An 18265-nucleotide genomic window follows, 5' to 3' on the forward strand; every position below is an offset into this window, starting at 1 on the left:
GTAATGCCACGTCGATCACTCCAATTCCCCACTCAATGTCATGAGTAGGATTGTGAATTAAACGTGGGTCAGTTTCGTGTGCAAATTATGCGGCAAAGTGGGTCAGTTTTGGATGCAAATCAACAGTAAAATCCCTCGGATGTCCTGACCAATGCCCAATTTTCCGAGTGTCTATCCTGGTTCGCAATCAACGCGTCGAACAAAAGGTAACCAATAAAGACCCCTAGCGGTGAGTGTACGCCTTCTATGGGCTGGTACGCTTGAGGAGGCATAATAATATCTGCCGCCTGATGCAGAAATTGGAAGACGCGTGTGGCAAGGTGATTGCGTAGCGCGTAATTGTTTACTTTTTCGTCCGCGTTGGCAACGGTGACCTTCCCGCCTACCAATTCGTTACCGTGTATTAGCCTCGCACCGTCAGGAACTACAGAGGGGCATATGACGCCGTGGCGAATAACACCATCTCGCCCCTGCCACTGCGCTAACTCATAGTGTGCATGTGGTATACCGAGTAGCTCTGCAAACTCGCACGCGAGTTTTTCGGCCCAATTCTCACCTGTGCCTGGGCGCCCTTGTTTGAAGAGAGTTTTACCGTAGACCTCGTCTTGGTACCAAAATTTGAATTTGGTCCCCATTTGCTCAGACAATTCATCTGCCCCAGGCGGGACCACCACGATTTCAAACATAGAGTCCAATTTTGGTTGGAGAATGAGCGGAAATGCCTACACAGTGCCTACACGGAATATCAGAACAAGAAAAAAGGACTCAGATTTTCATCTAAGTCCTTGTTTTTATTGGTAGGCCCTCGCGGAGTCGAACCGCGCACCAAAGGATTATGAGTCCTCTGCTCTAACCAAGCATGAGCTAAGGGCCCGAAGAACACGGGAGCATATAGGCTCCCCCTATCTCAGTCAAGCCTTAGTTACCTTCCAGGAAACTCTTCAGCTTGTCCGAACGGCTCGGGTGGCGCAGCTTGCGCAAAGCCTTGGCTTCGATCTGGCGAATCCGCTCACGCGTGACGTCGAACTGCTTACCGACCTCTTCCAGCGTGTGGTCGGTCGACATTTCGATGCCGAAGCGCATGCGCAGCACCTTGGCTTCGCGCGGCGTCAACGAGTCCAGCACATCCTTGACCACGCCACGCATCGACGCGTGCAGCGCAGCGTCGGACGGCGCCAGCGTGTTGTTGTCCTCGATGAAGTCGCCCAGATGCGAATCGTCGTCGTCGCCGATCGGCGTTTCCATCGAGATCGGCTCCTTGGCGATCTTCATGATCTTGCGGATCTTGTCCTCGGGCATTTCCATCTTGATGGCCAGCGTTGCCGGGTCCGGCTCGGCGCCGGTCTCTTGCAGGATCTGGCGCGAGATGCGGTTCATCTTGTTGATGGTCTCGATCATGTGCACCGGAATCCGGATGGTGCGCGCCTGGTCGGCGATCGAGCGGGTGATGGCCTGACGGATCCACCACGTGGCATAGGTCGAGAACTTGTAGCCGCGGCGGTATTCGAACTTGTCCACCGCCTTCATCAGGCCGATGTTGCCTTCCTGGATCAGGTCGAGGAATTGCAGGCCGCGGTTGGTGTATTTCTTGGCGATCGAGATCACCAGGCGCAAGTTGGCCTCGGTCATTTCGCGTTTGGCCTTGCGCGCCTTCATTTCACCGGCCGCCATCTGGCGGTTGATGTTGCGCAAGTCCGGCAGCGGCAGCACTACGCGCGCTTGCAGGTCGATCAGGCGCTGTTGCAGCTCCTTGATGGTCGGGATGTTACGGCCCAGGATGGCGCTGTAGGCGTGGCCGGCGGCCACTTCGCCATCGACCCATTCCAGGTTGGTTTCATTGCCCGGGAATACTTTGATGAAGTGAGCGCGCGGCATGCCGCACTTGTTCACCGCCACGTCGAGGATTTGCTTCTCGATGTGGCGCACTTCGTCCACCTGGCCGCGCAGCGTGTCGCACAGCTTCTCGACCACTTTGGCGGTGAAGCGGATGCCCAGCAGTTCCGAGGAAATCGCTTCCTGCGCCTTGACGTAGGCCTTGGAGTTGTAGCCTTCCTTCTCGAAGGCGCGGCGCATCTTGTCGAATTGCAGGGAGATGGTGTCGAATTTATCCAGCGCAGCGTTTTTCATCGCTTCCAGCTGTTCGGCCGAGTAGCCGGCGGCAGCACCGGAAGCGCTGGCTTCTTCCTCTTCCTCTTCTTCCTCTTCCTCTTCTTCCTCTTCTTCTTCGTCCTCGTCGCTGGCGGCGGGCGCCGGCGCCGGTGGCGCATCTTCGTTATCGTCTACCAGACCGTCGACAATTTCGTCGATCTTGATCTCATCGGCACGGATGCGGTCCGACGCGGCGATAATTTCCGCAATCGTCACCGGGCAGGCCGAGATCGCCTGGATCATGTCCTTCAGGCCATCTTCGATGCGCTTGGCGATTTCGATCTCGCCTTCGCGGGTCAGCAGCTCGACCGAGCCCATTTCGCGCATATACATGCGGACCGGGTCGGTGGTGCGGCCGAAATCGGAATCGACGGTGGACAGCGCCGCTTCGGCAGCAGCCTCGGCTTCGTCATCGCTGGTCACGGTGGCGACATTGTCGGACAGCAGCAGCGTCTCGGCATCGGGCGCGTGCTCGTAGACGGCGATGCCCATGTCGTTGAAGGTGCCGATAATGCCTTCGATCGCTTCCGGATCGACGATATTGTCTGGCAGATGGTCGTTGATCTCGGCGTACGTGAGGAAGCCGCGTTCCTTGCCGAACTTGATCAGGGTCTTGAGTTTCTGGCGGCGGCGTTCGAGCTCTTCCTCGGTCGCTTCCGTATCCGACGAGAACGCATCTTTGAGCAGCGCTTTTTCCTTGGCCTTGCGGTCCTTGGCCTTGGCCTTGTCGACTGCCTTCAGTTCGGCGCGTTCGACCGCGTTGAGCGCGGCGACTTCGTCGTTCTCAGGTTGGAATTCTTTAGGTTTGCGCCCGCGCCGGCCCGGCACTTTGACCGAAGGCAACACGTAGCCCGACGTGTCGATGGCTGCCAGCGTGGCCGCGTCGGTGGTCTGGTTGACCGCCGGCGGATTGCTGGCAACACGCGTCTCCGGCTTGTCAGCCGTTTTAGCGGATTTTGCGCTCACTTTAGTCGGCTTTTCAGCCGCTTTGGATTCAGGTTTCTTGATTGGCACAGGCGCTTTCGATTACGGATAAAGTTTCGATCCTTAGATCACTACGTCTTCGAACTTGCCGACTACACAAGTCCGACAATACTACGACTTACTTACACCTGGGTCAGGCCGACCGCCCTCTATAGAACTCCAAGGAATTCTACTGCATCAGACACGTGCGCGGGGGCAAGAAACCGTGACTCGGTGAGATAGCAAACAGACTATTTGCTCAACCGTAGCTGGCCCTGGCCGCCGACACCCATCCTTCTGCGTCGATCAAGAGCCTAACTCACTGAAAACAAACACACTCTGAACAGAAAAACGATGCCAAAACATACAACACTTAGCGTTTTATTATAGCACGTCACTTTTCAATTTCCAGAGGGAAGACCGGTACTTCCCGCGTTGGAATAATGACAGAAACGTTACGCTACAAAACGAACAACAACTTAACGGGTGGGCAACTCCGCTTGCGCCTCGCGCAACAGCTGATCTTGCTGTGCGGTCAACTCGCGGTAGCGCACCCCAATCTCATCGGACGACAGCCCGGCCGCAAACAACTGGCTCAACTCATGCTTGAGCGCATCGTGCTTGACCTGGCGGATCGCCGCCCGCAATACCACGCGCTCGGTATCGCGCTCGGTCTCCGGTTCCTTGACGATTTCGGCGATGAGGCTGTCGTAATCGTCGCCCAGCGACTTCAGGTGCTGGGCAAAGGCGGCAAACGCCCCGCCCTCGCCCATCTCGCGCGCCGTCGCCACCAGCTGCGCCAGCCGCTCGGCCGATTCCTGGCCGAAGAAACTGAAGGCCGCCTGCGCCGCTGCGTCGATCTCCAGCGCCAGCGCCGGATGCGCCACCAGCACGCGCATGATTTGCAGCTCCAGCCCTTTCGGCTGCGGCCGGCCGCCACGTGGCGGCGCAATCTTGTTCAGCGCCACCGGCTTGGACAGCTCGAACAGCACCTCGATTTCCGACGGCGAAGTCTGCGTCAACTGCGCCAGTCCGCGCACGATCTGCAGGCGCAGCGCCGTCGGCGTCATCGCCTGCAACATCGGCTTGGCGTCGAACTGCGCGCGGGCGCGGCCTTCGAGACTGTTCATATCATGCTCGCCGCACGCTTCCTTGATCAGGAATTGCGACAGCGGCATCGCCTCGTAGATTTCCTGCTCGAACGCTTCCTTGCCGTGTTCACGCACATAGCTGTCCGGGTCGTGCTCGGTAGGCAAGAACAGGAACTTGATGGTCTTGTTGTCGGTCACATGCGGCAGGCACGCTTCCAGCGCGCGCCGCGCGGCGCGGCGGCCGGCCTTGTCGCCGTCGAAGCTGAAGATCACCGTGTCGGTCTGGCGCAACAGCTTCTGCACGTGATGGGTGGTGCAGGCGGTGCCCAGTGTCGCCACCGCTTGCGGGAAGCCCATCTGCGCCAGCGCCACCACGTCCATATAGCCTTCCGTCACCAGCACATAGCCGGCGTCGCGGATCGCCTGGCGCGCCTCGAACAAGCCATATAGCTCGAAGCCCTTTGAAAATAAAGGCGTTTCGGGAGAATTCAAGTATTTGGGTTCACCCTGATCCAGCACCCGGCCGCCGAAGGCGATCACCTGGCCCTTGGTATTGCGGATCGGGAACATGACGCGTTCGCGGAAGCGATCATAGCGCTTGCGGTTGCCGCCATCCTCGTCCACCTTGTCGATCACCAGGCCGGACTCGGCCAGCGCCACCACCTCGTAGTCGGGGAACACCGAACGCAGATTGTCCCAGCCGTGCGGCGCATAGCCGAGGCCGAAGCGGGCAGCGATTTCGCCGGTCAGGCCACGGCGTTTCAGGTAGGCGATGGCTTCCGGCGCGCTGCGCAGTTGCAGCTTGTAGAAGTCGGTGGCGCGCGTCATGGCTTCGGTCAGCGCCAGGCTCTGGGCCTGCATTTGCGCGCGTTGCGCCGGCGGAATCTTGTCATCCTGGTCCGGCACCACCATGCCGACGTTCTGCGCCAGCTCCTTGACGGCATCGACAAAGCCCATGCCCGAGTATTCGATCATGAAACCGATCGAGGTGCCATGGGCGCCACAGCCGAAGCAATGGTAAAACTGCTTGGTCGGGCTGACGGTGAAGCTGGGCGACTTCTCGTTGTGAAACGGGCACAGCCCCATGAAGTTCGCGCCGCCTTTTTTCAGCTGCACGTAACGGCCGACCACGTCGACGATATCGACGCGGTTCAGCAAATCGGCGATAAAAGATTGTGGTATCACTGGGCTGGACGGTCTCGGAGTGGATCAGACTATACCGCCGCCGCCGATGCGCCTTGATGCACATCAAACGGCGGCGGCGGTGTTGCTTACGCTGGGGTCAGCGCTTTCTTGACCAGGGCGGACACCACGGTCATATCGGCACGGCCGGCCAGCTTCGGCTTGACGATGCCCATCACTTTGCCCATGTCCTGCGGACCGGCGGCGCCCGAGGCGGCCACGGCAGCAGCCACTTCGGCGGCGATTTCCTCGTCCGACAGACCGGCAGGCATGTAGGTGACCAGCACGCTCAGTTCGGCTTTTTCGATATCGGCCAGGTCAGGACGGTTACCCGCTTCAAACTGGGTGATCGAATCCTTGCGCTGCTTGATCATTTTTTCCACGATGGCCACAACCTGCTCATCGCTGACTTCGATCTGCTCGTCCACTTCCTTGCGCTTGATGTCGGCCAGGATCAGGCGAATCGTCGCCAGACGACCGCTGTCCTTGGCGCGCATGGCGTTTTTCATGTCTTCGGTAATTTGTTCTTTCAAGCCCATGAGGTTTCCTTGAGAAAATGTGGCGGTGAAAAAGCGAAAACCCGCTGCGGACCAAGCCGGAGCGGGTATCTCTTAGATGCCGCTAAACACAACCGGCGTGTGCCAGGTTGGCCTGCGTAAGCAATCTTAGAAGAGTTTTTTCGGCAGCTGTTGGCTGCGAATGCGTTTGTAGTGACGCTTTACGGCTGCAGCCAGCTTGCGCTTACGTTCAGCCGTTGGCTTCTCGTAGAACTCGCGTGCACGCAGTTCGGTCAGCAGACCGGTTTTTTCGATGGTGCGTTTGAAGCGACGCATTGCGACTTCGAACGGCTCGTTTTCTTTAAGGCGAATAGTGGTCATGTAAAAATTCAAACCGTTGGAGGTTATAGGGAGACAGAGACTATAGCAGGTTTTTCTCAAAAATGGAAGCCATGGACTGTCGGGAACAGCCCGCCATGCGGCTTTCGCAGGAAAAACAACAACGTGCAGGCGCTCAGTATATCAGACCGCCTGTCCCGCCGCCACTCCAGACGCCCACGCCCACTGGAAGTTGTAGCCGCCCAGCCACCCGGTAACGTCGACCGCTTCACCAATGAAATACAGGCCCGGCACCTTGGTCGCCATCATGGTCTGCTGCGACAGTTCGCGGGTGTCGATGCCCCCGCGCGTAACTTCGGCCTTTTTGTAGCCTTCCGAGCCGTTCGGCGTCAGCGTCCACTGGTTGATCACGGCGCCCAGCTTGCGCAGCTGCGCGTCCGGCATGTCGGCCAGGCGGGCGTCCAGCGCAAAACCATGGGCCAGCAGCAAGCCTTCCGCCAGGCGCGTCGGCAGCCATTGCGACAACACATTGCCCAATTGCTTCTTGATGGTGCCCTTGCCTTCGATCAGCGTCGCGGCCAGATCCAGCTCCGGCAGCAGGTTGATGACGATCGGCGTGCCCGGCAGCCAGTACGAAGAAATCTGCAAGATCGCCGGGCCGGACAGGCCGCGGTGGGTGAACAGCAAATCTTCGCGGAAGCGCGCACCGGTCGGGTTGCGGCCTTTCAGCGAACCGGTCTCGACATTGACTTCCAACGCGATGCCGGCCATTTCCACGAACGGCGCCCACTGCTGCGGGTCGAAAGTCAGCGGCACCAGGGCCGGACGCGGCTCGACCATGCGCAGGTCGAACTGCTGGGCGATGCGGTAGCCGAAGTCGGTGGCGCCGATTTTCGGGATCGATAGGCCGCCGGTGGCGATCACCACGCTGGTCGCTTCGATCTCGCCGCTATCGGTCTGCAACACGAAACCTTGTTCGCCCTGCTCCACGCTCTCGACCTTGCACGGCATGCGCCAGTGGACGTCGCCGCCGGCGCACTCGTCCTTGAGCATCTCGATGATCTGCTCGGCGGACTCGGTGCAGAACAGCTGGCCCTTGTGCTTCTCGTGGTAGCCGATGCGGTGGCGTTTGACCAGCGCGACGAAATCGGCCGGCGTGTAGCGCGACAAGGCGCTTTTGCAGAAATGCGGATTTTCCGACAGGAAGTTGGCCGGGCCGGCGTTCACATTGGTGAAGTTGCAGCGGCCGCCGCCGGAGATGCGGATTTTCTCGGCCAGTTTGGTGGCGTGGTCAATCAGCACCACGCGCAGGCCGCGCTGGGCGGCAGTGGCCGCGCACATCATGCCGGCCGCGCCTGCGCCGATTATCGCTACATCAAACTTTGCCATGGGATTCCCGTCGTTTCAGTGAAGGGGCGAGATTCTACTCTATCGGCTCGCTCACATGCTGGCGCGAGGCCACCGTCCGCGCCACCAGCAGGCATTGCGCCACCTGTTCGGCGATCGGCGGCGGCACCGGCACGTCGCCGTTCAGCACCGACTGTATCCATGCCGCCGTGGTCGCCGCATTCTTATTTTCCGGCAGCAGCGGCAGTTCGCCGACCAGCGTTTGCTTCGGCACCAGCGTGGTGCGCAGGCCACCGTGGAACCAGTCGATCTGCTGCGCCTTGTTGGCGTTGGCCACCGTCTCGCCTTCCGTACCGCGCATCAGGAAGGCATCGCCGCGCTCGTGCAGCGCCGCCGTGGTGAAGTATTCACCCAGCATTTCCAGGTATTCCGGATGGGTGTACGACACCAGCCGCAGCGCCGGACCGGCAAACGGCTGCATGATCTTGACCAGCGTGTGGGTCGAGTTGCGCACGCCCAGCTTGCGGCGCAGCGACAGCAGGTACGCCAGCTTGGGCGCCATGGTGTCGATGGTGATGAAGGCCGGTTTGCCCTGCGACATGGCCTCCTCCGCCTCCGAGCGGTGACGCGCCGTCACCACGCCCAGCTCGGCCAGCACTTCGGCCGACGCCACTCGTCCCAGGTCGGTGGCGACGCCGTGCAACAGCACCGGCACACCCTCGCGTGCCAGCAGCAGGGCCAGCAGCGGCGTCAGGTTGGCCATCTTGCGCGCGCCGTTGTACGACGGAATCGACACCGGCGCAAACTGGCCCGGCGGCGCGTTGAACGGTTCAAATGATGCCTCGGCCGCGTCGAGGAAGCCGGCGATCTCGTCCACCGACTCGCCCTTGATGCGCATCGACAGCAAAATACCGCCCAGTTCCAGGTCGGAAACCCGGCCGTCCAGCATGGCCTGGTACAAATTATGGGCGTCGTCGCGGCTCATGCTGCGGGCGCCGTCCTTGCCGCGGCCGATTTCTTTGATGAAGCGCGCGGCGGGGAAAGGTTCGGTATGAATAATGGTCATGGCAGCAAGCTTAAACCACTGGCGCGCATTTCGGCTACACTATCTGTCCCCAGAAATAAAACCATTGTAGAGATCATGATTTCCCCAGACATTGAAAACGTCAACGTCACCTCGTTTGCTCCGATGCCGTCGCCGGAAGCCTTGCATAGCAAGCTGCCGCTGACCGATCTGGCCTCCGAGACCGTGATGCAGGGCCGCGAAGCCCTGCGCAACATCATCGACCGCCAGGACAAGCGCCTGTTCGTGGTCGTCGGCCCATGCTCGATCCACGACCCGGTAGCCGGTCTGGACTATGCGCGCCGCCTGAAGGCGCTGCAGGCCGAAGTGGCCGACACCATGCTGCTGGTGATGCGCGTGTATTTCGAAAAGCCGCGCACCACCACCGGCTGGAAGGGGTATATCAACGATCCCGACATGGACGATTCGTTCCGCGTCAACGTCGGCATGGAAAAGGCGCGCCAGTTCCTGCTGGACGTGTGCGAACTGGGCCTGCCGACCGCCACCGAGGCGCTCGACCCGATTTCGCCTCAATACCTGGGCGACCTGATCGCCTGGACCGCCATCGGCGCCCGTACGACTGAATCGCAGACCCACCGCGAGATGTCGTCCGGCCTGTCGACCCCGGTCGGCTTCAAGAACGGCACCGATGGCGACATCAGCATCGCCGTCAACGCCATCCTGTCGTCGGCGCACCCGCACTCTTTCCTGGGCATCAATGCGCAGGGCAATGTGTCGATCGTGCGTACCCGCGGCAACGCCTACGGCCACGTGGTGCTGCGCGGCGGCGACGGCCGTCCGAACTACGATTCGGTGTCGATCGCGATCGCCGAGCAGGCGCTGGCCAAGGCCAAGCTGCCGGCCAACCTGGTGGTCGATTGCTCGCACGCCAACAGCTACAAGAAACCGGAACTGCAACCGCTGGTGATGGCGGACGTGATCCATCAAATCGTCCAGGGCAACAAGTCGCTGGTCGGCGTGATGATCGAGTCCAACATCGTCGGCGGCAACCAGAAGATCCCGGCCGACCTGAGCCAGCTGAAGTACGGCTGCTCGGTCACCGACGGCTGCATCGACTGGGACACCACCGAGCAGATGCTGCGCGACGCGCACAAGCAACTGCTGGGCCGTCCATAAGCACTCAGTAGCAGTAGGCCACCAGGCTGGTGGCCACGCCAAACGTCCCCGCCAGCGCCGCCTCGGCCTTGCTGGCCGGGGCGCTCAGTTCTTCCAGGTCCAGATAGACCCGGCAATTCTCCACCTTCACCGAATACCGGCGCGCGCCACTGAAGCGGGCATCGGCGCCCTGGCATTCCAGCACCGCATGCACGCTTTCCTCATCGGAGCGGTATAGCGCCACGCCCGGCAACTCTTGCCAGCCCAGCCCGCGCGGCACCAGGCGCACGCCGCCGTCAAGGGGCACTTCCTTCACTTTGCAGATCAATTTCCATTGTGCGGACATGGTTTCCTCCTACGCTTTGCCTACTTTATAAGCAAAAGCGATGCCACGAAAAAACGCCCGAATTTCTGTCCATTTGGCAAAATTCCGCACCCGGCCAGTGCGGTGTGGCGCAGTGCTGGTGCATGCTTGCACGCACTTTCCTTTACAATGGCGGATTCCCCTTTAGACTTGTGCTGCTTCCATGATCGTTCTTGGCGTTGAATCTTCCTGTGACGAAACCGGCCTGGCGTTGTATGACACGCAACACGGCCTGCTGTCCCACGCCCTGCACTCGCAGGTCGCCATGCACGAAGAATACGGCGGCGTGGTGCCGGAACTGGCCTCGCGCGACCACATCCGCCGCGCCATCCCGCTGCTGACGCAAACGCTGGCCGGCGCCGGCAAGACGCTGGACGACATCGACGCCATCGCCTACACCCAAGGCCCGGGCTTGGCCGGTGCGCTGCTGGTCGGCTCCTCCGTGGCATGCAGCCTCGGCCTGGCGCTGGACAAGCCGGTGCTGGGCGTCCATCACCTGGAAGGCCATTTGCTGTCGCCGCTGCTGGCCTCGGAGCCGCCGGAATTCCCGTTCATCGCGCTGCTGGTGTCGGGCGGCCATACGCAACTGATGCGGGTGGACGGCGTCGGCCAGTACACGCTGCTGGGCGAAACGCTGGACGATGCGGCCGGCGAAGCCTTCGACAAGTCGGCCAAACTGCTGGGCCTGGGTTATCCGGGCGGCCCGGCGATTTCGCGTCTGGCCGAGTTCGGCGACCCGCTGGCCTACAAGCTGCCGCGTCCGATGATGCACACCAAGGATTTCAACTTCAGCTTCTCCGGCCTGAAAACGGCGGTGCTGACGGTGGTGAAGAACCACGAAGAGAAAGTCGTTGCCAACATCTGCGAGCAGGACAAGGCCAACATCGCCCGTGGTTTCGTCGATGCGATTGTGGAAGTGTTGACGGCGAAGTGTGTCTCGGCGCTCAAGCACACCGGCCTGAAGCGGCTGGTGATTGCCGGCGGCGTCGGCGCCAATGCGCAGCTGCGCGCCTCGCTGAACGCGGCGGCGGCCAAGAAGAAATTCAAGGTCTACTATCCTGAGCTGGAATTCTGCACCGACAACGGCGCGATGATCGCCTTCGCTGGCGCGCGTCGCTTGATGATCAATCCAGACGCGGCCAAGAAGGATTACTCGTTCAACGTGCGGCCACGCTGGCCGCTCGACGAGCTGAAAGTAATTTAAGCCTGGGCGAACGCCATGCCGGCTAGCACGGCAAGGCCGACCAGCGGAATCAGGTACTTGGCTTTGCCCTTGCTCAAGCTCACGCCACGCGCGGCGATGCGCTCGCTGCGCAGACGATGTTCGTCAACTGGCGACTCATGCGCCACGGTTTTATTGTCTTTTTCAGTTACGGTATTCATAACAGCCTCCATGTGAATCGATCATCGTCCTTTCTGGAGGGCAATGCAATTGTTGTGCCAACCAAATAGGCAGTAAGTCGCCTAGTCAGCTCGATTCTAGGCGCTTTTGTGGTGAACTTGCCACACGATATAACGTTTCTGGCACTAAAACCGTGCACAAACACACACTATCTTGCTTTGGCCGCATTGACAGCCCGCCGCTGCCCTTGCAGCCGTGGCGGCGCGTGTTCCGCCACATAATCGATGAAATGCCGCACCCTTAGCGGCATCTGGGTGCGCTGCTGGTAGTACATAAACACGCCGTTGTTGACCGTGATGGTCGGCGTCAACAACGGCACCAGCGCGCCGCTGGCCAATTCCTGCTCGATCATGAACACCGGCACCTGGCCGATGCCAACGCCGCTGAGCACCGCCATCAACTCGCCTTCCACCGTATTGAAACTGGCCACCGCCGGCACATCCTGGTAGACGGTAGCGCCGTCCACATGGAATTCCCACGGCAACAGGCGGCCGGTGTTCGGCTGGCGGAAGCCGGTGCAGCGATGCCCGGCCAGATCGGCCACGCGCTTCGGCGTGCCATGTTGCGCCAGATAGGCCGGCGACGCGCAGGTTAGCAGCGTGATCTCGCCCAGCTTGCGCGAGATGAGGTTGCGCTCGGGCGGACTGCCGGCGCGGAAGCCGACGTCGATCTTGTTTTCCACCAGATCAGTGAAGTGGTCATCCAGTTGCAAATCGAAATGCGCGCCGGGATAGAGTTGCTGGAAACCCTGCAACAGCGGCACGATGATGGCGTTGCCGATCGACGTTGGCGCCACCAGCCGGATCAGGCCATCGACTTCCAGCCGGCTGCTCTGCACCTGTTCCAGCGCCTCGTCCAGCAGCCGCAGGCCGGGATTGGCCAGCTCGAACAGCCGCGTGCCGTCGTCGGTCAGACTGAGGCTGCGCGTGGTGCGATGAAACAGCCGCACGCCCAGATGCTCCTCCAGCTGCCGCACCGCTTTGCTGACCGCCTGCGGCGTCAATCCGGCCTCCACCGCAGCCTGGCTGAAGCTCTTGGCGCGCACCACGCCGATGAACAAACTGATGACCCGCGCTTTATCCATGCATTTTCATTTACAACTAAAAGGTGAAAATCAAACAGCTTTCCTATGGCTAGTGTAGCAGGTGACGGAAGCCTAAACTGGCCTTCATCAACTCACACACCGAAAGGAAATCATCATGAATAGCACTGCACAAAAAGTATGGTTCATCACCGGCGCATCGCGCGGCTTCGGCGCTCTGACCGCACAAAAAGCGCTGGAACGCGGCGACCTGGTGGTGGCCACCGCGCGCGATCCGCAAACCGTCATCGCCGCGCTGGGCGAGCATCCCAACCTGCTGGCGCTGCGGCTGGACGTCAAGCTGGAAGCGCAGACCATCACCGCCGCGCAGCAGGCCGTGACGCGCTTCGGCCGCATCGATGTCCTGGTCAACAACGCCGGCTACGGCCTGCTGGGCGCGGTGGAAGAAGCTAATGCCGAGGAAGTACGGGCACTGTACGAAACCAACGTCTTCGGCCTGCTCAACGTCACCCGTGCAGTGCTGCCGGTGATGCGCCGCCAAGGCAGCGGCCATGTGATGAACATTTCGTCGGTGGGCGGCTACGCGTCGTATCCCGGCTGGGGCGTGTACTGCTCGACCAAGTTTGCGGTGGAAGGCTTGAGCGAAGCCATGTCGGCCGAGCTGGCGCCGCTGGGCATTCATGTCACGGTGGTGGAACCGGGTTTCTTCCGCACCGACTTCCTGGATGCGTCGTCACTAGTGGCGATGCGTAGCCAGATCGACGCCTACAGCGGCACGGCCGGCGCCACGCGTGAATTTGCGGCGGGCGCCAATCACACCCAGCCCGGCGATCCGGCCAAGCTGGCCAGCGCCCTGCTGCAACTGGCCGACAGCGCCACGCCGCCGGTACGCCTGCAACTCGGCTCGGACACGGTGCAGCGCGTGCGCGCCAAGAACCAGTTCGTCGAGCAGGAGATGACGCAATGGCTCGACGTCGCCCTCTCTACCGACCGTGACGACGCGGTGAAGCAGGCCGCCTAAAACAAGTCGGCACGCGGATAGCCCCATGCCGGCACGCCCGATGGGCATGGGGCCGGCGTAATATGCAGCGTGGTGAAGTTACCGCGCGGCGTGCTGGCAAAGCGATAGTCGGACAACGCGTCCTTCGCCAACTCCGGCATGCGGCCGAAGCGCAACCACGCATCGGCTTCGCAGTTGGACGCCTTCAGCGCGCGCAATTGCGACAGGCTGGCATCCGCGCTACCGTGTTGCAGCACCCCCGCTCCCAGCGCCTGCGCCGGCTTCTTCTCCACCAGTCCTGCGGGACAAGCCGCAGGCGCCAGCCAGTCCGGCGCGATGCTGGCAACGCCGCGCCGCAAGCGATAGCGGTCTGCCGCCGGATTGCTCTCCACGCTGGCGTAGGCCCAGCACAAAGGCTGCGAAGGAAACGCCGTCATCGCCACATCCAGCATGCGCGACGCAGGGTCGATGCGCTGCAAGTCAGCGGTAATTTGCGCTCGGCCGATATGCGACGCCACGCCCTGCACCGCGATAAAGCCAACGCTGATCCCCAGCGCCAGCAGCAGGCCGCCGCGTCCCTGTGGGCCGGAACGCATTTGCGCCCAGCCGCACACCAGACCAATCACAAACAGCGCCACCAGCGACGGCCAGCCCAGATAGCCGAACGCCGTAAACGCCACCAGCGCCGCAACCAGCAGCGCCAGCCCGGCGATGCGCAAGCCGCGCCAGCGCATGATCAGCGCCATCGGCACCGCAATCGCCACCCAGAACAACGGCTCGACGATAAACACCATATCGCCATACAGCCAGCGCGCATCAAGCGGATACCACGGATGCAGGCCATACGAATTGGTGTAGTCCATCAGCAGATGCAGCGCAAAGCCGATGCCGATACTCAGTGCAAGCCCCAGCCTAGCCGTGCGACTGGCCGCCAGCAGCCTGCGCGCCGACGGCCAGCATAACCACAGCAATGCCGCCAGCAGTAACGCCTGCGGCACCGCCCACGCCACCGTATGCGTGTGGCCGCGATGATTCAGCAGATAACCCAGCGGATCGGGTAGCAGCTTGGTCAGGAACAGATCCAGATCGGGAAAATTGCTGGCCAGCGGGCAAGCCACCAGTAGCAGTCGATGCCGAACGCGCTGCGCCACGGTGTCCGCTTCCGCCGGCAGGCTGCGATGTACTACCTCGCCAACGCCAAAACCGATAATGCTATGGGTGATGTTATCCATCCGAGTCCGGGGCAAGCAGCTGTTGCAGCCGCTGTGGGTAGTGGTTAAGAAAATCGCGCGTGATCGCGTAGTGCTCCGTGTCTTCGTAAGTCACCTCGGTGAGGCCGGTGCCGTCGAACAGCATGATCTTCGCGTTGGGATACGCCAGCAGAATCGGCGAGTGGGTGGCGATGATGAACTGCGAATCCTGCTGCACTAGCTGGTCAATCACGCGCAGCGCCGCCAACTGGCGATTGGGCGACAGCGCCGCCTCCGGCTCATCCAGCAGATACAGGCCATGGCCGCGAAAAGTATTCAGCAGCACCGACATGAACGCCTCGCCATGCGAACGCGCATGCAGCGAATCGCCGCTGGACGCGCCGCGACCGTAATATTGATCCATGCGCGTGGCGACATTATGGAAGCTCTCGGCGCGGAAGAAGTAGCGGTCGCGCGGCGTCTTGAAGCTCTTGGACAGCCGCAGCGACTGGAACAGCGGCGACGCCTCCTGCGCCGTGTTCAGGTTGCTGACATTGCGGCTGCCGCCATCGATGCTGAAGCCCAGCGCCAGCGCGATCGCTTCCAGCAGCGTCGATTTACCGGCGCCGTTCTCGCCGATGAAAAAGGTCACGTCCGGATGAAAATCCAGCGATGACAAATCGCGCACCGCCGGCACGCGATAAGGGTGGCGCTCCCAATCCACATCGTCACCGAACAGCGCGGTGATCCTTTGCAGATAGGGCCTGGCCTGCAATCCCACTAGCGCTGCACCTCGACGCCGCGCCAGAACGCCACGTGGTCCTTGATCTGCGCCGCCTTCTCGGAAGGCTCCGGGTAGTACCACGCGGCGTTTTCGTTGACCTTGCCGTTGACGTTGAGCGAGTAGTAGCTGGCCAGTCCCTTCCACGGACAGCGCGAGGTGTGGCTGCTGTCCTGCAGGTACTCGCGCTTCACGCTCGACGGCGGGAAGTAGACATTGTTCTCAACGATTTCAACCTCGTCGTCATTCGCCTGCGCGATGACGACGCCATTCCAGCTAGCGGTAGGCATGACCAGTCTCCTTTATGTAGTGCCGCACTCCACGCGATTGCGGCCGCCGTGCTTGGCGCGATACAGCGCGGTGTCGGCCTGCCGCAGCAGGCTTTCCGCATCATCGATTTCCATGTGATCGAACGAGCCCACGCCCAGGCTGGCCGTGATGTGTAGCGGCCGCGTGCCGGCGTAGTGCACCTGCGCCTCGATCTTGGCGCGCAGCGCTTCGGCGAACTTGCAGGCGCCGTCCAGCGGCGTATTCGGCAGGATCACGCACAGCTCCTCGCCGCCGTAGCGGCCGGGTATGTCGATCACCCGCACGTTATCGCGCAGCAGCCGGCCCAGCGCGGTCAACACCTGGTCGCCCACGGCGTGGCCATGGTCGTCGTTGACCTTCTTGAAGTGATCGAGATCGATCATCACCGCCGACAGCGGCGCGCGGAAACGCTTGGCGCGCGCGGTTTCAAACTTCAGGCGGTGCAGCAGCGAGCGGCGGTTGTGCAGGCCCGTCAGATCGTCGGTGGTGGCCAGCAGCTCCAGCTCGCGCACCGTCGCCGACAGCGTTTTTTCGTTGGCGCGCAGTTCGATCAGCGCCATCACCTGGCGCGCCAGCTTGACCAGCATGGCGCGCTTGTCGGCGCTCAGGCCACCCGGCTTGGTATCCAGCACGCACAAGGTGCCGATGGCGAAACCGTCCGACGACGTCAGCGCCACGCTGCTGTACATGCGCATGAACGGCGCGCTGACCGTCAGCCGCATGGTGGTGGTGCGCGGGTCCAGCCGCAGGTCGGGGATTTCGGTGGCGGCATCGCCCAGCACCGCCAGCGAGCAGTAGCTCTCGCCGCGCGGCAGTTCGCCCATGTGCATGCCGGCGCAGGACTTGATCCACACGCGCTCGGCGTCCACCAGCGAAATGAAAGCGTAAGGCACCTCGCAGATTTTGGTCGCCAGCTCGGTGAGGAAGCTGAAGTCTTCGCAGGCGGGAGTATCGAGGATGTGATAGCGGTGCAGCGCGGCCAGGCGGAAATTGTCGGCCGGCGAGTGGGCGGTGATCAGCGTGTGTACTTTTTCTTCGGCCAGCATGGGCTTCCCTGGGTGGTAACGACGTGTTCTTTACCCAAGGAGTTTATAGCAAAACAAGACCGGTGGGAGCGCTCCCTCCCACCCGGCAGGTACTTTTTATGCCGATTTGGCCATAATCTCGCGCAGCGCTTTTTCAAACACCCCCGCCGGCTGGCCGCCGGAGATCAAGTGGCGCTCGTTGATGATCACGGCCGGCACCGAGTTGATGCCGTGACGGTGGAAGAATTCCTCCGCCTCGCGCACCTCGGCCGCATACTCGTTCGAATGCAGCACCTTGCGCGCCGCCTCCTTGTCCAGTCCCACTTCGCCGGCCACGTAGATCAGCACCTCGTGCGCGCTCGGGTCCAGACCCTGCGTGAAGTAGGCCTTGAACAGCCCTTCCTTCAGCGCCTTCTGCTTGCCTTCCAGCCCGGCCCAATGCAGCAGGCGGTGGGCGTCGAAGGTGTTGTAGATGCGGGCGCGCTTGTCCATCGCGAAGTCGAAGCCGACATCGGCGCCGCGCGAACGGATCATCTCGCGCGCCTGTTGCTGCTGCTCCGGCGTCGAACCGTATTTCTCGGTCAGGTGCTCGGTGATGTCCTGGCCTTCCGGCGGCATCGCCGCATTCAGCTCGAACGGCTGGAAGTGGATCTGCACTTCCGCGTCATCGCCGATGGCGGCCAGCGCCTGGTTCAGCGAACTCAGGCCGATCGCGCACCATGGGCACGAGACGTCCGAGACGAAATCAATTTTTATTGGAGTTGCCATGTTTGCCTTTCGATTTGCTGCCGATGCGGCTTTCTTTACCCGCGATCAGATTCGAGATATTTTTGCTGTGACGGAATACCAACAGCACGCTCATGATGAACACGGCGGCCAGCTGCGGCTCCACGCCAAACAATAAACCATAATAGAACGGCGCGAAGATCGCTGCCACCAGCGCCGCCAGCGACGAATAGCGGAAGGCGAACGCCACCACGGCCCACGTCACCAAGGTGGCGACGCCCAGCCAGACATTCAAGCCCAGCAGCACACCGGCCGCCGTCGCCACGCCCTTGCCGCCGACAAAGCGGAAGAACACCGGCCACAAATGGCCGAGGAACACGGCAATCGCCACCAGCGCGATGGTTGCATCGCCGACATTCAGGCGTTCCTGGAAATGCAGCGCCAGCCACACCGCCAGCCAGCCTTTGACGGCGTCGCCGAGCAAGGTGACGATGGCGGCCGCTTTATTGCCGCTGCGCAACACATTGGTGGCGCCGGGATTTTTCGAACCGTAGGTGCGCGGATCGGCCAGGCCGAACAACTTGCTGCTGACAACGGCAAATGAGATCGAGCCGATCAGGTAGGCGGCTACGGTCATCCAAACTGTATTCATCTTTTCCTCTAGTTATCGTTCTGGGCCC

The 18265-nt window shown here is 61.5% G+C and carries 19 protein-coding genes and 1 tRNA gene; 3 read left to right on the forward strand and 17 right to left on the reverse strand.

Annotated elements, in window-relative coordinates; translation table 11 throughout:
* Positions 1-119: 119 nt before the first annotated feature.
* The 8 genes from GTP69_RS16275 to ybiB form a co-directional block, all read right to left on the reverse strand.
* The gene (locus GTP69_RS16275) at positions 120-686 is read right to left on the reverse strand and encodes a HipA domain-containing protein (RefSeq protein ID WP_161055855.1); all 567 of its coding nucleotides are present in this window, start codon (positions 684-686) and stop codon (positions 120-122) included.
* Between the two features lie 109 nt (positions 687-795).
* Positions 796-874, reverse strand: a tRNA-Ile gene (locus GTP69_RS16280).
* A 44-nt stretch (positions 875-918) separates the two neighbouring features.
* Entirely contained in the window at positions 919-3162 is a 2244-nt protein-coding gene (gene rpoD, locus GTP69_RS16285; RefSeq protein WP_161055856.1) for an RNA polymerase sigma factor RpoD, read from the reverse strand.
* 428 nt (positions 3163-3590) lie between these two features.
* Positions 3591-5387 carry a DNA primase gene (dnaG, locus tag GTP69_RS16290; protein WP_161055857.1) on the reverse strand — a complete coding sequence of 599 codons (1797 nt, stop codon included), beginning with the start codon at positions 5385-5387 and terminating at the stop codon, positions 3591-3593.
* Positions 5388-5473: 86 nt separating this feature from the next.
* A complete protein-coding gene (locus GTP69_RS16295) occupies positions 5474-5923 on the reverse strand; it encodes a GatB/YqeY domain-containing protein (RefSeq protein ID WP_110845079.1) in 450 nt (149 codons plus the stop codon).
* A gap of 126 nt (positions 5924-6049) precedes the next feature.
* Entirely contained in the window at positions 6050-6262 is a 213-nt protein-coding gene (gene rpsU / locus GTP69_RS16300) for a 30S ribosomal protein S21 (protein WP_008451879.1), read from the reverse strand.
* 141 nt (positions 6263-6403) lie between these two features.
* Positions 6404-7609: a BaiN/RdsA family NAD(P)/FAD-dependent oxidoreductase gene (locus tag GTP69_RS16305; RefSeq protein ID WP_161055858.1), complete on the reverse strand. Its 1206-nt coding sequence runs from the start codon at positions 7607-7609 to the stop codon at positions 6404-6406.
* Between the two features lie 34 nt (positions 7610-7643).
* A complete protein-coding gene (gene ybiB / locus GTP69_RS16310; protein WP_161055859.1) occupies positions 7644-8633 on the reverse strand; it encodes a DNA-binding protein YbiB in 990 nt (329 codons plus the stop codon).
* Between the two features lie 75 nt (positions 8634-8708).
* On the opposite strand from ybiB, the gene GTP69_RS16315 reads away from it, so the two are divergent.
* Entirely contained in the window at positions 8709-9767 is a 1059-nt protein-coding gene (locus tag GTP69_RS16315) for a 3-deoxy-7-phosphoheptulonate synthase (protein ID WP_161055860.1), read from the forward strand.
* Between the two features lie 4 nt (positions 9768-9771).
* Here GTP69_RS16315 and GTP69_RS16320 read toward each other — a convergent pair whose 3' ends face one another.
* Entirely contained in the window at positions 9772-10092 is a 321-nt protein-coding gene (locus tag GTP69_RS16320; RefSeq protein ID WP_110845083.1) for a hypothetical protein, read from the reverse strand.
* Between the two features lie 181 nt (positions 10093-10273).
* On the opposite strand from GTP69_RS16320, the gene tsaD reads away from it, so the two are divergent.
* Positions 10274-11314, forward strand: a complete 1041-nt coding sequence (gene tsaD, locus GTP69_RS16325; protein ID WP_110845084.1) for a tRNA (adenosine(37)-N6)-threonylcarbamoyltransferase complex transferase subunit TsaD — start codon at positions 10274-10276, stop codon at positions 11312-11314.
* Here the strand turns inward: tsaD and GTP69_RS16330 are convergent.
* Entirely contained in the window at positions 11311-11493 is a 183-nt protein-coding gene (locus tag GTP69_RS16330) for a hypothetical protein (RefSeq protein ID WP_110845649.1), read from the reverse strand. The two genes, tsaD and GTP69_RS16330, sit on opposite strands and share 4 nt — an antisense overlap.
* Before the next feature lie 167 nt (positions 11494-11660).
* A complete protein-coding gene (locus GTP69_RS16335) occupies positions 11661-12596 on the reverse strand; it encodes a LysR family transcriptional regulator (protein WP_161055861.1) in 936 nt (311 codons plus the stop codon).
* A gap of 115 nt (positions 12597-12711) precedes the next feature.
* On the opposite strand from GTP69_RS16335, the gene GTP69_RS16340 reads away from it, so the two are divergent.
* Entirely contained in the window at positions 12712-13575 is an 864-nt protein-coding gene (locus tag GTP69_RS16340) for an oxidoreductase (RefSeq protein ID WP_161055862.1), read from the forward strand.
* On the opposite strand, the gene GTP69_RS16345 is transcribed toward GTP69_RS16340, so the two are convergent.
* The 6 genes from GTP69_RS16345 to plsY form a co-directional block, all read right to left on the reverse strand.
* A complete protein-coding gene (locus GTP69_RS16345; RefSeq protein WP_161055863.1) occupies positions 13572-14786 on the reverse strand; it encodes a metal-dependent hydrolase in 1215 nt (404 codons plus the stop codon). The genes GTP69_RS16340 and GTP69_RS16345 overlap by 4 nt on opposite strands.
* Complete coding sequence (locus GTP69_RS16350) at positions 14779-15525, reverse strand: AAA family ATPase (RefSeq protein WP_371867971.1); 747 nt, start codon at positions 15523-15525, stop codon at positions 14779-14781. Before GTP69_RS16350 ends, GTP69_RS16345 begins: the two co-directional genes overlap by 8 nt.
* A complete protein-coding gene (locus GTP69_RS16355) occupies positions 15525-15815 on the reverse strand; it encodes a DUF427 domain-containing protein (RefSeq protein ID WP_161055865.1) in 291 nt (96 codons plus the stop codon). Before GTP69_RS16355 ends, GTP69_RS16350 begins: the two co-directional genes overlap by 1 nt.
* Positions 15816-15827: 12 nt before the next feature.
* Entirely contained in the window at positions 15828-16880 is a 1053-nt protein-coding gene (locus tag GTP69_RS16360) for a GGDEF domain-containing protein (RefSeq protein WP_161055866.1), read from the reverse strand.
* A 96-nt stretch (positions 16881-16976) separates the two neighbouring features.
* A complete protein-coding gene (locus GTP69_RS16365; RefSeq protein ID WP_161055867.1) occupies positions 16977-17627 on the reverse strand; it encodes a DsbA family oxidoreductase in 651 nt (216 codons plus the stop codon).
* A complete protein-coding gene (gene plsY / locus GTP69_RS16370; RefSeq protein WP_161055868.1) occupies positions 17605-18237 on the reverse strand; it encodes a glycerol-3-phosphate 1-O-acyltransferase PlsY in 633 nt (210 codons plus the stop codon). Before plsY ends, GTP69_RS16365 begins: the two co-directional genes overlap by 23 nt.
* Positions 18238-18265 lie beyond the last annotated feature (28 nt).

The organism is Duganella levis (assembly GCF_009857605.1).
Lineage (GTDB): Bacteria > Pseudomonadota > Gammaproteobacteria > Burkholderiales > Burkholderiaceae_D > Rugamonas > Rugamonas levis.